This window comes from Janthinobacterium sp. 13 (genome assembly GCF_002749695.1).
Taxonomy (GTDB): domain Bacteria; phylum Pseudomonadota; class Gammaproteobacteria; order Burkholderiales; family Burkholderiaceae_D; genus Janthinobacterium; species Janthinobacterium kumbetense.
Window position 1 is genome coordinate 4,309,801 of sequence record NZ_PEEQ01000001.1, and the last position, 17,645, is coordinate 4,327,445.

The 17,645-nt window shown below is 62.6% G+C and carries 17 protein-coding genes and 1 other RNA gene; 8 read left to right on the forward strand and 10 right to left on the reverse strand.

What is annotated here, in order from left to right; genetic code table 11:
* Positions 1–214: 214 nt before the first annotated feature.
* Positions 215–1,864 carry a chaperonin GroEL gene (gene groL, locus CLU94_RS18875; RefSeq protein WP_034786546.1) on the reverse strand — a complete coding sequence of 550 codons (1,650 nt, stop codon included), beginning with the start codon at positions 1,862–1,864 and terminating at the stop codon, positions 215–217.
* A 50-nt stretch (positions 1,865–1,914) separates the two neighbouring features.
* On the reverse strand, positions 1,915–2,205 hold the full coding sequence (groES, locus tag CLU94_RS18880; protein ID WP_010400979.1) for a co-chaperone GroES: 291 nt from the start codon (positions 2,203–2,205) through the stop codon (positions 1,915–1,917).
* Between the two features lie 536 nt (positions 2,206–2,741).
* Here groES and CLU94_RS18885 point away from each other — a divergent pair.
* From CLU94_RS18885 to CLU94_RS18905, 5 genes are all read left to right on the forward strand, one after another.
* Entirely contained in the window at positions 2,742–3,488 is a 747-nt protein-coding gene (locus CLU94_RS18885) for a hypothetical protein (RefSeq protein ID WP_099666762.1), read from the forward strand.
* A 129-nt stretch (positions 3,489–3,617) separates the two neighbouring features.
* Complete coding sequence (locus tag CLU94_RS18890; protein WP_306558416.1) at positions 3,618–3,908, forward strand: DUF904 domain-containing protein; 291 nt, start codon at positions 3,618–3,620, stop codon at positions 3,906–3,908.
* Positions 3,908–4,219, forward strand: a complete 312-nt coding sequence (locus CLU94_RS18895; RefSeq protein WP_034747344.1) for a cell division protein ZapA — start codon at positions 3,908–3,910, stop codon at positions 4,217–4,219. The genes CLU94_RS18890 and CLU94_RS18895 overlap by 1 nt, the downstream gene beginning before the upstream one ends.
* Positions 4,220–4,273: 54 nt before the next feature.
* Positions 4,274–4,451: non-coding RNA, 6S RNA (gene ssrS, locus CLU94_RS18900), on the forward strand.
* 79 nt (positions 4,452–4,530) lie between these two features.
* The gene (locus CLU94_RS18905; protein ID WP_099666763.1) at positions 4,531–4,995 is read left to right on the forward strand and encodes an EVE domain-containing protein; all 465 of its coding nucleotides are present in this window, start codon (positions 4,531–4,533) and stop codon (positions 4,993–4,995) included.
* On the opposite strand, the gene CLU94_RS18910 is transcribed toward CLU94_RS18905, so the two are convergent.
* The 3 genes from CLU94_RS18910 to CLU94_RS18920 form a co-directional block, all read right to left on the reverse strand.
* The gene (locus CLU94_RS18910) at positions 4,992–6,473 is read right to left on the reverse strand and encodes a GGDEF domain-containing protein (RefSeq protein ID WP_180278704.1); all 1,482 of its coding nucleotides are present in this window, start codon (positions 6,471–6,473) and stop codon (positions 4,992–4,994) included. The two genes, CLU94_RS18905 and CLU94_RS18910, sit on opposite strands and share 4 nt — an antisense overlap.
* 192 nt (positions 6,474–6,665) lie before the next feature.
* Positions 6,666–7,496 carry a prolipoprotein diacylglyceryl transferase gene (lgt, locus tag CLU94_RS18915; RefSeq protein ID WP_077408057.1) on the reverse strand — a complete coding sequence of 277 codons (831 nt, stop codon included), beginning with the start codon at positions 7,494–7,496 and terminating at the stop codon, positions 6,666–6,668.
* A gap of 79 nt (positions 7,497–7,575) precedes the next feature.
* Entirely contained in the window at positions 7,576–8,487 is a 912-nt protein-coding gene (locus tag CLU94_RS18920) for a LysR family transcriptional regulator (RefSeq protein ID WP_099666765.1), read from the reverse strand.
* Between the two features lie 178 nt (positions 8,488–8,665).
* Between CLU94_RS18920 and ilvD the strand changes: the two genes are divergently transcribed.
* Complete coding sequence (gene ilvD, locus CLU94_RS18925) at positions 8,666–10,531, forward strand: dihydroxy-acid dehydratase (protein WP_099666766.1); 1,866 nt, start codon at positions 8,666–8,668, stop codon at positions 10,529–10,531.
* 220 nt (positions 10,532–10,751) lie between these two features.
* On the forward strand, positions 10,752–11,063 hold the full coding sequence (locus CLU94_RS18930) for a c-type cytochrome (RefSeq protein WP_099666767.1): 312 nt from the start codon (positions 10,752–10,754) through the stop codon (positions 11,061–11,063).
* Positions 11,064–11,084: 21 nt separating this feature from the next.
* Here CLU94_RS18930 and CLU94_RS18935 read toward each other — a convergent pair whose 3' ends face one another.
* Positions 11,085–12,092: an NAD-dependent epimerase/dehydratase family protein gene (locus CLU94_RS18935; RefSeq protein ID WP_099666768.1), complete on the reverse strand. Its 1,008-nt coding sequence runs from the start codon at positions 12,090–12,092 to the stop codon at positions 11,085–11,087.
* A 91-nt stretch (positions 12,093–12,183) separates the two neighbouring features.
* Here CLU94_RS18935 and CLU94_RS18940 point away from each other — a divergent pair, with 91 nt between their 5' ends.
* Positions 12,184–13,086: a LysR family transcriptional regulator gene (locus tag CLU94_RS18940; protein ID WP_099666769.1), complete on the forward strand. Its 903-nt coding sequence runs from the start codon at positions 12,184–12,186 to the stop codon at positions 13,084–13,086.
* A gap of 91 nt (positions 13,087–13,177) precedes the next feature.
* Here the strand turns inward: CLU94_RS18940 and CLU94_RS18945 are convergent, their stop codons facing one another.
* The 4 genes from CLU94_RS18945 to CLU94_RS18960 all read right to left on the reverse strand — a co-directional run bounded on the left by CLU94_RS18945 (position 13,178) and on the right by CLU94_RS18960 (position 17,555).
* A complete protein-coding gene (locus CLU94_RS18945) occupies positions 13,178–14,320 on the reverse strand; it encodes a branched-chain amino acid ABC transporter substrate-binding protein (protein WP_070257968.1) in 1,143 nt (380 codons plus the stop codon).
* A 369-nt stretch (positions 14,321–14,689) separates the two neighbouring features.
* Positions 14,690–15,058 (reverse strand): hypothetical protein, encoded by a 369-nt coding sequence (locus tag CLU94_RS18950; RefSeq protein ID WP_099666770.1) that lies wholly within the window; start codon positions 15,056–15,058, stop codon positions 14,690–14,692.
* Entirely contained in the window at positions 15,055–15,480 is a 426-nt protein-coding gene (locus CLU94_RS18955; RefSeq protein ID WP_099668388.1) for a DNA polymerase III subunit chi, read from the reverse strand. Before CLU94_RS18955 ends, CLU94_RS18950 begins: the two co-directional genes overlap by 4 nt.
* Before the next feature lie 5 nt (positions 15,481–15,485).
* Positions 15,486–17,555, reverse strand: a complete 2,070-nt coding sequence (locus CLU94_RS18960; RefSeq protein ID WP_099668389.1) for a M3 family metallopeptidase — start codon at positions 17,553–17,555, stop codon at positions 15,486–15,488.
* Between the last annotated feature and the right edge of the window lie 90 nt (positions 17,556–17,645).

The window sequence follows — 17,645 nt, forward strand, 5'->3', positions numbered from 1 at the left end:
CCATGCTAAAGCAAAACGCCCAGGCCGGCAATCGCCGGGCTTGCCAAACGGGTTTGCGAAACGGGTTTGCCAGATCGCCAGGCGAAAAAAAGCCACCTTCCGTAGAAGGTGGCTTTCGGGGCCGCCGGGAGGCGCTGGCAGCTTTTGGTCTGCCAGCCCTGTCCCTGCGTATGCGGCCAGTCGCGCCGTCGCCTGCGCGACTGGCCGCCGGACATTACATCATGCCGTCCATGCCGCCCATGCCGCCCATACCACCCATGCCGCCGCCCATGCCGCCGCCTGCCTTGTCGTCAGCGATTTCGCAGACCATGCAGTCGGTCGTCAGCATCAGCGAAGCGATCGAAGCGGCGTTTTGCAGCGCCGAACGGGTCACTTTGGCTGGGTCCAGGACGCCCATTTCAACCATGTCGCCATACGTGCCATTGGCAGCGTTGTAGCCGTAGTTGCCCGAGCCAGCCAGTACGGCTGCCACGACGACCGAAGCTTCTTCGCCAGCGTTTTGCACGATCATGCGCAGTGGCTCTTCCATTGCGCGCAGGACGATCTTGATACCAGCGTCTTGATCAGGATTGTCGCCCTTGACCGTGATGTTGGCGCGTGCGCGCAGCAGGGCTACGCCGCCGCCTGGCACGATGCCTTCTTCCACGGCAGCGCGGGTTGCGTGCAGTGCATCTTCAACGCGGGCTTTTTTCTCTTTCATCTCGACTTCGGTGGCTGCGCCAACCTTGATCACGGCAACGCCGCCAGCCAGTTTGGCTACGCGCTCTTGCAGTTTTTCACGGTCGTAGTCCGAGGTCGCTTCTTCGATCTGTACGCGTACTTGTTTTACGCGTGCTTCGATCGAGGCAGCTTCGCCGGCGCCATCGATAACGATGGTGTTTTCCTTGCCCACTTCGATGCGTTTCGCTTGGCCCAGTTCGGCCAGGGTCACTTTTTCCAGGGTCAGGCCGACTTCTTCAGCGATCACTTGGCCGCCGGTCAGGACAGCGATGTCTTCCAGCATGGCTTTGCGGCGGTCGCCGAAGCCAGGGGCTTTCACTGCGCAAGTTTTCAGGATGCCGCGGATGTTGTTCACAACCAGGGTCGCCAGCGCTTCGCCTTCGATGTCTTCCGCGATGATCAGCAGTGGACGGCCAGCTTTTGCGACTTGTTCCAGTACCGGCAGCAGGTCACGGATGTTCGAGATTTTCTTGTCGCACAGCAGGACGAATGGGCTGTCCAGTACGGCAACTTGTTTCTCTGGGTTGTTGATGAAGTATGGCGACAGGTAGCCGCGGTCGAACTGCATGCCTTCAACGATGTCCAGCTCGTCGTTCAGCGACTTGCCGTCTTCTACGGTGATGACGCCTTCTTTGCCGACTTTTTCCATCGCTTCAGCGATACGCTCGCCGATCGAGTAGTCCGAGTTCGCCGAGATCGCGCCAACCTGGGCGATTTCCTTGGTCGTGGTGCAAGGACGGGCGATTTTCGCCAGTTCTTCGACGGTGGCTGCAACAGCCTTGTCGATACCGCGCTTCAGGTCCATCGGGTTCATGCCGGCGGCAACGAACTTCATGCCTTCGCGCACGATGGCTTGTGCCAGCACGGTCGCGGTGGTGGTGCCGTCGCCGGCGTTGTCGCTGGTGCGGGAAGCAACTTCCTTGACCATTTGCGCGCCCATGTTCATGAGCTTGTCTTTGAGTTCAACTTCTTTCGCTACCGATACACCATCCTTGGTGACGGTAGGGGCGCCGAACGAGCGCTCCAGGACCACGTTGCGGCCTTTCGGGCCCAGCGTTACTTTGACTGCGTTGGCGAGGATGTTGACGCCTTCGACCATCTTGGCGCGCGCTGCGTCGCCGAATACTACTTCTTTAGCTGCCATGTTCAATTCTCCTGAGTTTCGGGATGTATCTGTCTACAACGTGGAAACAATTACTTGACGACGATCGCCATGATGTCTTCTTCGCGCATGACCAGCAGCTCATCGCCGTCAACTTTGACGGTTTGGCCGGCGTACTTGCCGAACAGGACGCGGTCGCCCACTTTGACATCCAGAGGACGGACTTTGCCGTCGTCGAGAATCTTGCCATTGCCTACGGCAAGGACTTCGCCTTGATCCGGTTTTTCAGCAGCTGCATCAGGAATGATGAGGCCGGACGCAGTTTTGGTTTCCTGGTCGAGGCGTTTGACGATGACGCGATCGTTCAATGGGCGCAGATTCATACAAAACTCCTTAAAGTTCAATGGATAAGTGTTGCTAAATGAATACATGCCTGGCGCAGCGCCAGGCCTGCTTTCAGTGACCGCCGTTGAAAGCAGCCCGCAACGGTCAAGCAAACCCCATGTCATCGAGTGCGTGCCGGTGCTGGGCAGTGGTGGCATCGCGGCGTCGCCCGCCGCGTAGCGTTCCCTGCTGTTGTCCGGCATGCACCATCATGTCCTGAGGATTGCTACGAAAGAGTTTGTTAGCACTCTCTACTAACGAGTGCTAATTATAGGGACGCTAAGGGTCAACTTCAAGGGCTTATTCAAGGGGAACATATAGATAGATGCTGAGCAGAGCCTGCATCTACACAGGGTTTGCGCCAGCACAAGCCTCGTTCCCGGGCGTCAGCAACAGGCGGGACTCTAGCATGTCGTTCGGAGAGGGGGTGTTCCTGTACGCACAGGAAACAGAGTTTGACTATGAAATTTGATAAGATGATTGCAATTGCATATCAATATCACCACATATCACCGCTCGCGCCAGAAAGAACACCATGCCATTCCCGCTTTCCCGTCCCGCCCTGCGCCTGCTGGGCGTCACCGTCATCGGCCTCGCCTGCCTGGGCAATGCCGCCGCGCAAACGCCCACCATCGTCGATGAAATCACCGTGGCGGCCCTGACCCCGCTGGAAAAGAACATGCTGCTCAATGACTTGTTCAACGACTTGAACAAGGATGACGACGACCAGGAAGCCCATGTGTGGGACAACGGCGGCAACCGCGGCGTGCTGGTGAAAGTCACGTATAACTTCAGCAATTCCGGCATGACGGAGCACAGCCTGAAGGCGCACGTCTGCCGCGACCTGAAATTCGTCGTCACGGCGGGCGGCAAGTCGCAGGACCTGAGCCGCCGCACCTGTTCGCAAAACAGCGGCAACTGGGATGTGCAGGGCAAGGACCCGGCGCCCGTCGTGTATCCGCCATTCCTGTCCGACGTGACCATCGCCAAGCTGAATGCGAAGGAACAGAAAGCCTTGCTGACAGCTGCCGTGCGCACCTTGAAGGATGAAGAGGATGGCAAGACGCGCCAGTGGAGCAACAAGGGCCTGGGCAATGCGGTGCCGCTGGCAGTGCGCCTGACGCCCTCGGGGACGGACGCCAAACCTGGCAGCTACCGCAGTACATGCCGCGACTTGACGATGGTGCTTGACGGAAAGGGTGGACAACAGACGCTGACCCGCCGCTCTTGCGAAAACCGCTATGGCGGACTCGATATCGAACCCGATTACGTCGACGAGTAAAACGCCGCCATCGCGGCGCTGGCGGATGCGCGCACTTGGCGAAAAGCGCCGGAAAAAGCGTGTATTGTCCGCCAACTGCCCTGCATTGATGTAAATATGTGTGACAGCGGCGTGATTCGATTGACGCCCATGGAGCGTCCGCCCTATAGTGGCGGGATGATTTCCGAATTCAACGAATTATCCGACAAAATAGGCCTGCTGGCCGAAATGACCCATGCGCTGCGCCGTGAAAACGCGCAATTGCGCAAGGACAATGCCGCGCTGGCCGCCGACAACGCCCTGTACGTGCAACGCATGCGCGAGGCGCAGGAGCGGGTGGAAGCGTTGCTGGAAAAAATTCCCGAACTGGTGCAAGCTGGCCTGGAGCAAGCCGCTTCGGAAGCGGGCGCCTATATTGCCGAGAACGAGAAGGAAGCGTAATGCCGCGTGTCGATGTCAATATCATGGGCCAGTCCTACAGCATGGTGTGCCGCGACGGCGAAGAGCGCGCGCTGCGCGAAGCGGCGATCTATCTCGATAGCAAAATGAAAGCCATCCGCGACGCGGGCAAGGTCAAGGGCAACGACCGCATCGCCGTGCTGGCCGCCCTGGGCGTGGCTGCGGAATTCCTGTCCGTGAAGTCGCCGCAAGGCCCGCTGTCGGAATTGACGATACTGGAAGTGAAGCAGAAAATCTCGGCCATGCACACGGTATTGGATAGTGCTCTGACGCCCCAGGAAAACCTTTTTTAAGCGCGTACGCGACGATTTGTCTTTGCGATGCGCGATCAAAGGAGTAAACTTGGGTCTACCCTGCGGTGTTCGCGATTGCCATATATTCCTTGAACCATTTATGCGCATCGGTTGCGAATTTTGTTTGATGGGAGTGAGCGTCGCTCGTTCGACGAACCCGAAATTGAACTAACGTGACCACCTTGAACCGTTTGGTTCGGGATGCCGGCATAGCGGCACAGGCGGGGCCCAATTTGCAGTACCAAGAAAACGGTTGCAGCATCGATGCGCAACCGTTTTTTTACGCCTGTTGCTTTTGATAGGGAGTGAACATGAAACAATATTGGCTGATGAAATCCGAACCCGATGAAGTGAGCATCGACGACCTGATGGCGGCGCCGCAGCACACCATGCCGTGGTTTGGCGTGCGCAACTACCAGGCGCGCAACTTCATGCGCGATGGCATGCAGCCGGGCGATGGCGTGCTGTTCTACCATTCCAGCTGTCCGCAGCCGGGCGTGGCGGGCGTGGCCGAAGTGGCCAGCGGCGCGTATCCCGATCACAGCCAGTTTGAAGCGGGCGGCAAATATTTCGATGCCAAGGCGACGCCTGAACAGCCGCGCTGGATCAGCGTCGACGTGCGCGGCCTGAAGAAGACGGCGCTGCTGCCCCTGTCCGAGATGCGCCAGATGCCGGAGCTGGAAGACATGCTGCTGCTGAAGAAGGGCAGCCGGCTGTCGATCACGCCCGTGACGCCGGCGCAATGGAAAGTCATTACCGGCAAGCTGAAAGCCTAGACTTCGACCCGGTTGCGGCCATTTTGCTTGGCCCGGTACAGGGCCTGATCGGCGGCGGCCAGCAATGCTTCCGGCGTTTGTCCTGCGTCACTCAAGGCCAGGCCGATGCTGGCCGTGACCAGGCCGCCGCGCGACGGCGCGTGGGCGATGGCGGCCGCGGCGATCGCTTCCTGCATCTTGTGCGCCACCGCCAGGGCGCCCGCGCCATCGGTGGCGGGCAGGATGGCGGCAAACTCCTCGCCGCCGAAGCGGGCCGCCAGGTCGCTGGCGCGCGGCAGTGCGGAATGCAGGGCCGCCGCGATTTGCACCAGGCAGGCGTCGCCATACGGGTGGCCGAAGGTATCGTTGAGGCTTTTGAAGAAATCGATATCGATGATCAGCAGCGCCAGCGCCTGCTGGTTGCGCGCGGCCCGTTGCCACTCCAGCTGCAAGGTCTGGTCGAAGCAGCGCCGGTTGGCGATGCCCGTCAAGCCATCCGTCAGCGACAGCTTTTCCAGCTTGTCATGCGCCGCGCGCAAGGCCAGTTCGCTTTGCATGTAGCGGCTTTGCAGGGTGGCCGAGCGCAGCGCGTGGACCGTCAGCGCGACAAACAGGGCGCTGGCCGCCAGGTAGAAATGCTCCCGCAGCACGACGAATCCCAGTCCCAGCAGGGCTGCCGTGAAGAAGATGGGACTGAAGTTGTCAATCAGCAAGGTTAACGGCCGCGGCGGCCGCGCCTCTTCCTCGCCCGGCTGCACGCGCATGGCCAGCACCGCCAGCAGCAGGAAAGGCATGCTGGGCAGTATCTCGCTGGGGCCGGATTCGGCCAGCGCGTGCAGGGTCAGGTAATTATAGGCGCCCGCGCAGGCGGCGTAGCACCACAGGAACACGCTGAGCAGCAGGTAGAAACGCCCTTGTGCGCCATCGCGGCGGTGCGCCAGCAGGCGCAGCGAGGCGCAACAGGCCAGGACGAGGTTTTCCACGTTGTACGTCGTCACCAGCAGGCTGGCGGGTATCGGCGCGATCGAGCGCTGGTCGAAGGGCGAGACGGAAAAGATGGCCGTGTAGGTCAGGTAGGCCGCCAGCAGCACTTGCACGGCGTCCAGCCATTGCAGGGTGCGCGAAGGGTGGCGGTCGCTGACCGAGGAAATGGCCAGCAGCAAGGGCGCGCCATACATGAAATAGGCAAAATCGGAGAAATACGTCGTGTCGGAAGCCACATGGCCGCTCAGGTCTTGCCAGGCGGAAAGGGCCATGCCCACGCTCCAGAAAAGCATGGCGGCCGCAAACAGGCCCCAGCCCGTGCGCACGACGCCGGGGGCGCTCAGGCTGGCGTTGCGGCAGCAGGCGGCCAGCGCCAGCAGTGGCGCCGTCACGCCGAACAGGTAGCTCACGGCGGGGCCGCGCGTCCCGGCCCAGGCCGTCAAGGCCAGCTGCGCCAGCACGTAGCCGCCCGCCAGCGCCAGCCAGAATGTCGTGGTCTTCCTCGCATACTGCATGGATGGGACTCCCCGCTCGAATTGCCAACACAGCATGATTGCATGCCCTGCTCTTGCTGCAGGGTAAAGCGATCATTGCGCTATCGCAAGCGAAGATTCATTCCGCAAGGAAATTGTGCTGCTTTGAGGGAAAGGTTGCCGGGGGAGGGGGATGGCGCGCCTGCCTGGCGCGCCATCGGGGGAACAGCGGTTTTACGTGTTTGCGGGGCGGGCCTTGGTGGGCGGCGTGCCCATCACCTGGCTTTTATACGCCCACACGAGCAGCGCGATGGCGCCGACGATCATCGGCAAGGACAGCATCTGGCCCGAGGTGATCGGCACGCCCAGCCACACGACTTCCCAGTCCGGCGTGCGGAAGTATTCCGTGAAGAAGCGCGCGCAGCCGTACAGCAGGGTGAACATGGCGCCCACGGCCATGCGCGGACGCTGCTTGCGCGCATACAGCCACAGGATGATGAACACCAGGATGCCGTCGACCAGCATCTGGTAGATCGGCGACGGGTGCACGGGATACGGGATGCCCGGCCATTGCATGGCCCATGGCAGGGTGTCCGGGGCGATGCGGCCCGGCAGTTCGGCATTGATGAAGTTGCCCAGGCGGCCGGCCGCGTAGCCGAGCGGCACCAGCGGCGCGATGAAGTCGAGCACGTCGAACAGGTTGCGGCCCGCCTTGCGGCTCCACAGGTACATGGCCAGGATGACGCCGAGGAAGCCGCCGTGGAAGGACATGCCGCCATGCCACACCATGAAGATCTCGAGCGGATTGTGCAGGAAGTATTCGGGGCGGTAGAACAGCACTTCGCCCAGGCGACCGCCGATCACCACGCCCAGCATGCCGTAGAACAGCATGTCGTCGAGGTCTTCCTTCTTCCAGCCCAGCACGGCGATATGCGGCTGCTTGATGCGCACGCGGCCCAGGATAATGAACAGGGCGAAGGCCAGCACATACATCAGGCCGTACCAGTGCACGGCGAGCGGGCCGATCTGGATGGCTATCGGGTCGGGCATCGGGTGTATCAGCATGGGGTTTCTTTCTTTGTTTAAAGCTAAGGTTGCGTAGTATGGGGGCGCTTGCGGTTTTTTGCCTTAGCGGCCACTTAATTTAAGGGGCAGTACCGCCGATCTGCTTGCGCAGCAGCGCCAGAAAGCCTTGCAGCACGGCGGACGGGTTGTCGCGGCGCCAGGCCAGGCCCGTTTCCACCAGCGGCGTGGCGTCCTGCAGCGGCCTGTATTCTACGCCCGGGCGCATCAGATTCGATACCGATTGTGGCACAAGCGCGATGCCCATGCCAGCCGAGACGAGGCTGACGATGGTTTGCATCTGGATCGCTTCCTGGCCGATCTGCGGCGTGATGCCGGCCGCGCGGAACACGCCGAGGATGGCGTCGTGCAGGGCGGGCGAGATCGCGCGCGGGAAAATGATCAAGGGCAGGGGCGGCACGTCGCGCAGGCGCACGGGGCCCGGCGTGTTCAAGATGTCGAGGCCGGACGGCGCGGCCAGCACCAGCGGTTCGGCCAGCACGGGCAGGTAATCGAGTTCCCCCTTCGCCTTCTCGGGCAGGGGCGGGATCAGCAAGCCCGCATCCGTGCGCCCGGCCAGCAGTTCGTCCAGCTGCAGGTCGGACGTGGCTTCCTGCAGCGCGATCTGCACTTGCGGATAGGCCGTCCGGTAGGCGCGCAGCAATGGCGGCAGCACGCTGTAGTCGGCCGAGGAAACAAAAGCCAGGCTCAGGCGGCCCGCCTCGCCCTGCGCGGCCCGCCGCACCAGCGCGGGCAAGTCTTGCGCCTGCGCCAGCAGCCGGCGCGCCTCGGGCAGCAGGGCGTTGCCGGCCGGCGTCAGCTGCACCTCGCGCCGGGTGCGCACGAACAGGGGCGCGCCCAGCAAGTCTTCCAGGGCCATGATGGTTTGCGACAGGGGCGGCTGCGTCATGTGCAGGCGCGCGGCGGCGCGGCCGAAGTGCAATTCCTCGGCTACCGTGACGAAATAGCGAAGTTGTCGTAATTCAAGATTCATATGCATTTCCATGCTGATCGGATGCTGTGATACATAAAACGACTCACAGACACGTGCATCATATATTTGACAGTGGGACGCGCGCAAGGCAATCTGACGTACCCCCACTGCACGCAGGGTTTTGCCCAGGGCTCCCCGCCGCAGTCAGGCATCATTCATTTCTTGGAAGGTCCCCATCATGCCGCAATACCGCTCCCGCACCACCACCCACGGCCGCAACATGGCTGGCGCCCGCGCCCTGTGGCGCGCCACCGGCATGAAGGATGGCGACTTCGACAAGCCGATCATCGCCGTCGTCAACTCGTTCACGCAATTCGTGCCCGGCCACGTGCACCTGAAGGACCTGGGGCAGATGGTGGCGCGCGAGATCGAAGCGGCCGGCGGCGTGGCCAAGGAATTCAACACCATCGCCGTCGATGACGGCATCGCCATGGGCCACGGCGGCATGCTGTATTCGCTGCCTTCGCGCGACCTGATCGCCGACTCCGTCGAATACATGGTCAACGCCCACTGCGCCGACGCCATGGTCTGCATCTCGAACTGCGACAAGATCACGCCGGGCATGCTGATGGCCGCCATGCGCATCAATATCCCCGTCGTCTTCATCTCGGGCGGGCCGATGGAAGCGGGCAAGGTCGTCAAGGTCGTCAACGGCACGCAGAAGATCATCAAGCTGGACCTGGTCGACGCCATGATCAAGGCGGGCGACAGCACGGTGTCCGACGCCGACGTGGCGGAAATCGAACGCTCGGCCTGTCCGACCTGCGGTTCCTGCTCCGGCATGTTCACGGCCAACTCGATGAATTGCCTGACCGAGGCGCTGGGCCTGGCCCTGCCCGGCAACGGCACCATCCTGGCCACGCACTCGGACCGCCAGCAGCTGTTCCTGCGCGCGGGCCGCCTGATCGTCGAACTGGCCAAGCGCCACTACGAGCAGGACGATTACAGCGTGCTGCCACGCTCGATCGCCACCAAGGCCGCGTTTGAAAACGCCATGGCGCTCGACGTCTCCATGGGCGGCTCGACGAATACCGTGCTGCACCTGCTGGCCGCCGCGCACGAGGCGGAAGTGGCATTCACGATGGCCGATATCGACCGCATCTCGCGCAAGGTGCCGTGCCTGTGCAAGGTGGCGCCGATGACGGACAAATACCATATCGAAGACGTGCACCGCGCGGGCGGCATCGTGGGCATCCTGGGCGAACTGGCGCGCGCCGGCCTGCTCAACACGACCCTGCCGACCATCCACGCGCCGACCCTGGCCGACGCCATCGCGCAGAACGACATCATGTGCACGGACAATCCGGCCGTGCATGAACTGTTCCGCGCCGCGCCGGGCGGCGTGCCCACGCAGACGGCGTTCTCGCAGTCGGAGCGCTTCGCTGCCGTCGATACGGACCGCAGCACGGGCTGCATCCGCGACAAGGCGCACGCCTACTCGCAGGATGGCGGCCTGGCCGTCTTGTACGGCAACCTGGCCGAAAAGGGCTGCATCGTCAAGACGGCGGGCGTCGATGAAAGCATTTTGAAATTCTCGGGCAAGGCGCGCGTGTTCGAAAGCCAGGACGCGGCCGTCGCTGCCATCCTGGAAGACACCGTGCATGAGGGCGACGTCGTCATCATCCGCTACGAAGGCCCGAAAGGCGGCCCCGGCATGCAGGAAATGCTGTACCCGACGTCGTACATCAAGTCCAAGGGCCTGGGCAAGGCGTGCGCGCTGTTCACGGACGGGCGCTTCTCGGGCGGTTCCTCGGGCCTGGTGATCGGCCACGCCTCGCCGGAAGCGGCCGAAGGCGGCGCCATCGGCCTGGTGGAAGAGGGCGACTTCATCGACATCGACATCCCCGAGCGCACGATCAACCTGCGCGTGACGGATGCCGAACTGGCCGTGCGCCGTGCCGCCATGGAAGCGAAGGGCGATGCGGCATGGCTGCCCGTCAACCGTGACCGCTACGTGTCGCAGGCGCTGCAGGCGTATGCGGCGCTGACGACGTCGGCCGACCGGGGCGCCGTGCGCGACCTGTCGCAGCTGAAGAAGCGCTGATTTGTTGCGCAGGTAAGACAGCCGGCCCCGATCTGCTGCGCGGGGCCGGCTGTCGTTACATCGCCTTACAAACAACATGGTCATGGGCGCGCAGATGGGGCAGAATATGACTGCCTCTCGTCTACATTGCGTTACTACATTGAAACGCTTGATCTGGGCTCGTGGTGCATCTGCGGAAACACAGTAAAATGCCGCAGGAAGTAACTTTGGAGAAAAGACAATGAAACGTTTTATGTTGGTGAGTGTATTGACCGTATCGGCTCTGGCATCGCAAGCAGCGTTGGCCAATCCGGACCTGGCGAAAGCAAAAAACTGCATGGCTTGCCACGCGGTGAGCACGAAACTGGTGGGCCCTGCGTTCAAGGACGTGGCAGCCAAGTACGCTGGCCAGAAAGACGCGGAAGCCAAGCTCGTGGCGAAAGTCATGAAGGGCGGTTCCGGCACCTGGGGCGCGATCCCGATGCCAGCGAACCCGCAAGTGAGCGATGCTGAAGCCCACACCCTGGTCAAATGGGTACTGGCACAGAAATAATCTGTGCCGCAGTACCTGCAGTCAGCGCGCCGGCAATCCCGGCGCATTTTTTTTGCCTGCCGCCTTCAGATTGCCCATGCCTTCCAGTGTCGCCCGCACCGCCTCGTCGAGCGGCGTATGCGCTTCCTGCCCCAGCACGGCCAGCAGTTGCGCATTGTCCATGGACAGGGGCGTTTGCCACAGATAGCGCATCTCGCGCATTTCGCGCAGGGTCGCCACGAACGGCGACGCCAGCGCCACCAGCCACCATGGAAAGCGCCGGATGGCGGGCTTGGCGCCCGTCGCCTGCTCCACCGCGCGGGCAATCGCGCCCGTCATTTGCAGGCCGTCGTGGTCCCAGTGGCCGGCCATGTGAAAGCGCGCAAAGGCGGGCAAGGCGGCGCGCATGGCCAGCAACTGCACCATCGTGCGCGCCACGTCGGGCAGGTAGGACCACTGGTGGCCCACGCCGGGCGCGCCCGGATACAGGATGCTGCGCACGCTCTGGCCAGGCTTGACGAGGCCTTGCGAAAACCAGTTATTGCCGGCGCGGGGACCGAAGAAGTCGCCCGCGCGCACGATCAGGACCCTGGCACCCTGCGTGGCGGCCCGTTCCAGGCGCGCTTCCAGTGCCACGCGGATGGCGCCCTTGCGCGTGAGCGGGCGCTGCTGCGCGTCTTCTGTCAAGACAGGAAAGGCGTCGGGGCCGAAGTTGTACACGGTGCCAGGCAGCACGATGGTGGCGTTTTCGGCAATCGCCGCGGCGATGGTGTTGTCGAGCATGGGCAGCACCAGCCGGCCCCAGTGGCGGTAGCCGGGCGGGTTGACGGCGTGCACGATGACGGCGCAGCCTTTCGCGGCTGCCAGCGCGTCCGCGCGCGACAGCGCATCGCCGCGCAGCCATTCGACGTGATCGCCGCGTGGCGACGGCGTTTCTCCCCGCGTCAGGGCGCGCACCTGCCAGCCCGCCGCCAGGAGCTGGCGCACCATCTCGCCGCCGATGCCGCCCGTGGCGCCCAGTACCAATGCCGTGTTTTTCGTGTTTTCCATCGTGACCTCCGTGTGGTTGATGGAGCCAGTATCTGCCGCGCAAGGTTAATTGGGAATTGACGAGCATCGACCACAGGCTATACATTTATGTATGATCAATTCGATTGCCTGGGAATACTATCGTTCGCTGCTGGCCGTGCTGAAGCATGGCTCCCTGTCCGGCGCGGCCCGCGCGCTGGGCATCACGCAACCCACAGTCGGCCGGCATATCGCCGCGCTGGAACAGGCGCTGGGCGCGACCCTGTTCACGCGTTCGCAGCTGGGCTTGCTGCCCACGGAAGTGGCGCTGGCGTTGCGGCCCCATGCGGAAACCATGGAACACACGGCCGCCCTGATGGAGCGCGCCGCCAGCAGCCACGGGCAGGGCGTGGCCGGCGTCGTGCGCATCGCGGCCAGCGAAGTGGTGGGCGTGGAAGTGCTGCCGACTATCCTGGCCCGCCTGCGCGCGCGCCATCCGGGCTTGGTCATTGAATTGGTATTGAGCAACAAGGTGCAGGATTTGCTGCGCCGGGAAGCGGATATCGCCGTGCGCATGCTGCGTCCGCGCCAGGAGCAGCTGGTGGCGCGCAAGGTGGGAGATATCGAACTGGGCCTGCACGCGCACGCGGATTACCTGGCGCGGCACGGCATGCCGCTGGCACTGGCCGACCTGGCGCGCCATGCCGTCATCGGCTACGACGAAGCGAGCCCTTTCGTGCGCAACGCTGGCGCCGCCTTCCAGGGATTTTCGCGGGACAACTTTGCCTGGCGCAGCGACAGCGACCTGGCGCAACTGGCCCTGATCCGCGCGGGCGCGGGCATCGGCGTGTGCCAGGCGGGGTTGGCGGCGCGCGATCCGGCCCTGCGGCGCGTGTTGCCGCAGGCGTTTGCGCTGCCCATGGAAACGTGGGTCACCATGCATGAAGACTTGCGCGGCAGCCTGCGCTGCCGCGCCACCTTCGACGCGCTGGCCGAAGGGTTACTGGCTTATGTGGCCGGACAGCAAGAACCTTAGCGAGCGGATGTGAGTTGTGGCTGAGAAGCGGAGCTGTGCGAATGCACAGTGAGCATCGCAGGCCGCAAATCGCGCCGCGCAGTAGGTTCTATTATTTGACCACTTCCATCTTGGTCTTCTTGCCATCTCGATAGGTGAACAAGGTCAGCGCGCCATCCTTGATGTCGCCGTTGGCATCGAACGAGATCGGCCCCGTCACGCCCTGGTAGTGCACCTTGGCCAGGAATGGCAGGTAGACGGACGGTTTCGACGACTTGGCGTCGGCCATGGCGGTGGCCATGGTCATCACGGCATCGTAGACGTACGGCGCGTACAGCTGCACTTCCATGTTGTACTTTTGCTTGTAGCGGGCGCGGAAATCGTCCATGCCTTTTTGCTGCGCGCCCGTCACGCCGCCCGCTTCCGCGCAGGTGACCATGTCTTCGCCCACGGCGTCGCCCGCCAGCTTGCCCAGCGGTTCCGTGCACAGGCCGTCACCGCCCATGAACTTGGCCTTGATGCCCAGCGCCTTCATCTGGCGCAGCATGGGGCCGCCCACGGAATCCATGCCGCCAAAGAAGATCAGGTCGGGATTTTTCGACTTGATGCTGGTCAAAATGGCATTGAAATCGGTCGCGTTGGCATTGGTAAATTCCTTGCCGACGATTTGCACGCCTGGCGCCGCCTTCTTGGCGCCTTTGACGAACTGTTCCGCCACGCCCTGGCCGTAGGCCGTGCGGTCATCGATGACGGCGATTTTCTTCGCCTGCAGCTTGCCCACGGCATACGCGCCCAGGGTGCCGCCCAGCTTGTTGTCATTGGCCACCACGCGGAAGGCCGTGTTGAATTTTTGCTGGGTATACGTGGGGTTGGTGGCGGCAGGCGAAATCTGCGGAATGCCGGCATTGAAGTAAATGCGCGAGGCGGGAATCGTCGTGCCCGAGTTCAGGTGGCCGACGACGCCGTTGACCTTGGCGTCGACCAGCTTTTGCGCCACGGCCGTGCCCTGCTTGGGATCGGCCGCGTCATCTTCGGGCACCAGCACGAATTTCACGGCTTTGCCGTCGATCTTGAAGCCTTTGGCGTTCAAGTCCTCGATGGCCATCTTGGCCGCGTTCTCATTATCCTTGCCCAGGTGGGAGCTGGCGCCAGAGACCGGGGCGACGTGGCCTATCTTGATGATTTCCTGCGCGCCCGCATGGCCGGCAAAGGCGAGGGCGACGGCGAGAGGAAGGACTTTGGTCTTGAGCAGCATAAACATTCTCCAATGGATAAAGATACGGCGGCGTCTCGTGAAAACCGCTTCGAGGGGCGGTGCATTTGAAGAAGGTACAACAAAAAACAGGCGGCGCAAAGCCGCTTTTGGGGCTTTTTGCATTTTGTCGCAACAATCACCAAAGTGAGGCGCGATGCACCGATTTCGCAGGCGCGAGCGCACCAAAGAATGGCGTTGGGGGAGATACAGGTGTAGAGAAATCAGGCCAAATATGCCTAGTAACCTGACAGCACCTGATAAAACCGTAGCGAGCGGAAGGGAGAGGTGGCTGAGAAGCGCAACCGTACCAGGGTACGGTGAGCATCGCAGGCCGCCTATACCGACGCGCAGTAGGTTTTTGCAGGTGTCTTAGTGCGCGGGAGGGTGCAGGTGTCCCAGCTCGTGGCTGACGGCATGGGCGACGATCTGTTCCAGCGATTGCTGCAAGTCTTCGCGCAGGGCGCCGCGCATGCCGATCAGGGCGTTTTGCAGGGCCGTCTGCAGGACGTGGGCAATGCGCTCTTCCAGCAGGTGGTCGATCTTGCCCTGGACTTGATGCAGGATGCGCTGCGTCAGGCGCTGTTCGATGGCGTCCCAGTCGGGTTGCACTATGCTCGGTGGCAACACCGGCGCTTCCTCGACGGCAGGCGCAGCTGGCACGGCAGGGTCCGGCACTTCCGGCCCCAGCAGCACTTCCGTCAGCAGGGGGATGCCCTGGTCGAATGGCTGCTGGCTCATGTCTTCCCTGCCACGAAGTGGGTCGGCTGCACGTTTTGCTGGCGGTAATGCAGGAAGCGCTGGCGGCCCGCCTGCGCATCTTGCTCATCCATGGAGACGATCTCGAAGACGCGCTGGAATTGCGCGTAATTAGCGGGCGGCAACTGCGACAGGTTGACGAGGATGTCGTGGTGCGGCAAGTCCGCCGCTACGTCATCGGTCAGGATGATGGGCGTCTGCGCCGCCAGCGGATCGCCGGCCAGCACGTGGGGCAGGAAATCCGTGGCGGAAATGGTCCACATGGCGCTGTTCAAGGCGTCGAGCTGGGCGCCATCTTGCGCCAGGACGACGACCTTGTTGCCGGCCATATACGCCTTGCGCGCCAGGCGGCAGGCGTAGGCCAGCTTGTCCGGCACATTGCTGTGAAAATCGACGCGGCTCATGGCGATCAAGCGGCCATGCCGCTGTGGCGCAGCAGGGCGTCGATCGATGGTTCGCGGCCGCGGAAGGCCGTGAACGATTCCAGCGCGGGGCGCGAGCCGCCGACGGACAGAATTTCCTGCAGGTAACGCTTGCCTGCCGCCGTGGTGGCGGCTGGGCCCAGCACCTTGGCTTCCTCGAACGCCGCATACGCGTCGGCGGACAGCACCTCGGCCCACTTGTAGCTGTAGTAGCCAGCCGCGTAGCCGCCGGCGAAGATGTGCCCAAAGGAATTCTGGAAGCGGTTGAACGGCGGCGGAATCAGCAGCGAAAACTTGGCGCGCACGCCGTCGATCAGCTGCTGCACGCTCTGGCCCGTGCTGGCATCGTAGTCATAGTGCAAATGCATGTCGAGCAAGGAGAATTCCACCTGGCGCAGGGTTTGCAGGCCGGACTGGAAATTCTTGGCCGCCAGCATCTTGTCGTACAGCGCGCGCGGCAGCGGCGCGCCCGTGACGGCATGCGCTGTCATGTGCTCGAGCACTTCCCATTCCCAGCAGAAATTTTCCATGAATTGCGACGGCAGTTCCACGGCATCCCATTCGACGCCGGCAATGCCCGACACGCCCAGCTCGTCGACCACCGTCAGCATGTGGTGCAGGCCGTGGCCGAATTCGTGGAACAGGGTGATCACTTCATCGTGCGTGAACAGGGCCGGCTGTACCTTGCCGTCGACCACGGCCGGTTCCGTGAAGTTGCAGGTGAGATAAGCGATCGGCGTTTGCACGTGTTGCGCGTCGGCGCGGCGGCCGCGCGCGTCGTCCATCCAGGCGCCGCCGCTCTTGCCCGCGCGCGCATACAGGTCCAGGTAGAACTGGCCGACCAGCTTGCCGTCGCGCTCGATGCGGTAAAAACGCACATCCTTGTGCCAGACGGGCGCCGTATCGAGCTTGATGTCAACGGCGAACAGGTTCTGGATCTGGCGGAACAGGCCGTCGATCACCTTGTGTTCAGGGAAATACTGTTTGACTTCCTGGGCCGAGAACGCGTAGCGGCGTTCCTGCAGCTTTTCGGAAGCGTACGGCACGTCCCATGCTTGCAGTTCGGCAATCCCCAGTTCTTCCTTCGCGAATTGTTTTAGTTCTGATAAGTCTTTCTCGGCGAACGGGCGCGCGCGTTTGGCCAGGTCTTCCAGGAAAGCGATGACTTGCGCGGGCGAAGTGGCCATCTTGGAGACCAGCGACACTTCGGCGAAATTGGCGTAGCCGAGCAGTTGTGCCTCTTCTTCGCGCAATTGCAACAGGGTGACGATGTTGTGCGTATTGTCCCAGTCCTCTTTCTTGCTGAAGACGTCGCCCTGGTCCGATGCCTTGGTGGCATTGGCGCGGTAGATGGTTTCGCGCAGCGCGCGGTTGTCGGCAAATTGCAGGATCGGGTAATACGACGGAAAGTGCAGCGAGAATTCGTAGCCTTGCTTGCCCGCCTTGTCGGCGGCGGCGCGCGCGGCAGCCTTCACGTCGTCGGGCAAGCCGGCCAGTTCAGCTTCGTTCTCGACCAGCAACTTGTAGTCATTGGTGGCGTCGAGCACGTTTTCGGAAAAGCGCGTCGAAACGGCCGCGTGTTCTTCCTGGATGGCGCCGAAGCGCTCTTTCTTGTCCTCAGGCAACTCGGCGCCACCGAGGCGGAAGTCGCGCACGGCATTGTCGACGATGCGCCGGCGCGCGGGCGACAGGCTGGCGAAATCGGCGCGGGCCTGCAATTGCTTGTATTTGCCGAAGAGAATTTCGTTCTGGCCCAGTTCGGTCCAGAATTCCGTCACCTTGGGCTGGTTCGCATTGTAGGCGGCGCGCAGCTCGGGCGTGTCGACTACGCTGTTCAAGTGGTTGACGATGCTCCAGGCGCGGCCCAGGGTTTCGGCGATCTGATCCTGGGGCGCGACGAAGTTTTCCCAGCTGACTACTTCCATGGGCGCTTCCAGCTGCGCCACCGTGGCGCGCGCCTGGGCCAGCAGGGTATCGATGGCAGGCGTGACATGCTCGTGCGTGATTGCGTCGAAGCGTGGCAGGCCGGAAAAATCAAGCAGGGGGTTGGTGTTCATCGTCGGTTCGTCCATTCTGTCTTCATATATGAAGCGCCTGAAAAATGTTCAAGGCCAGGCAACGCCGCCATGAGCATTGTCTCAGGTGCT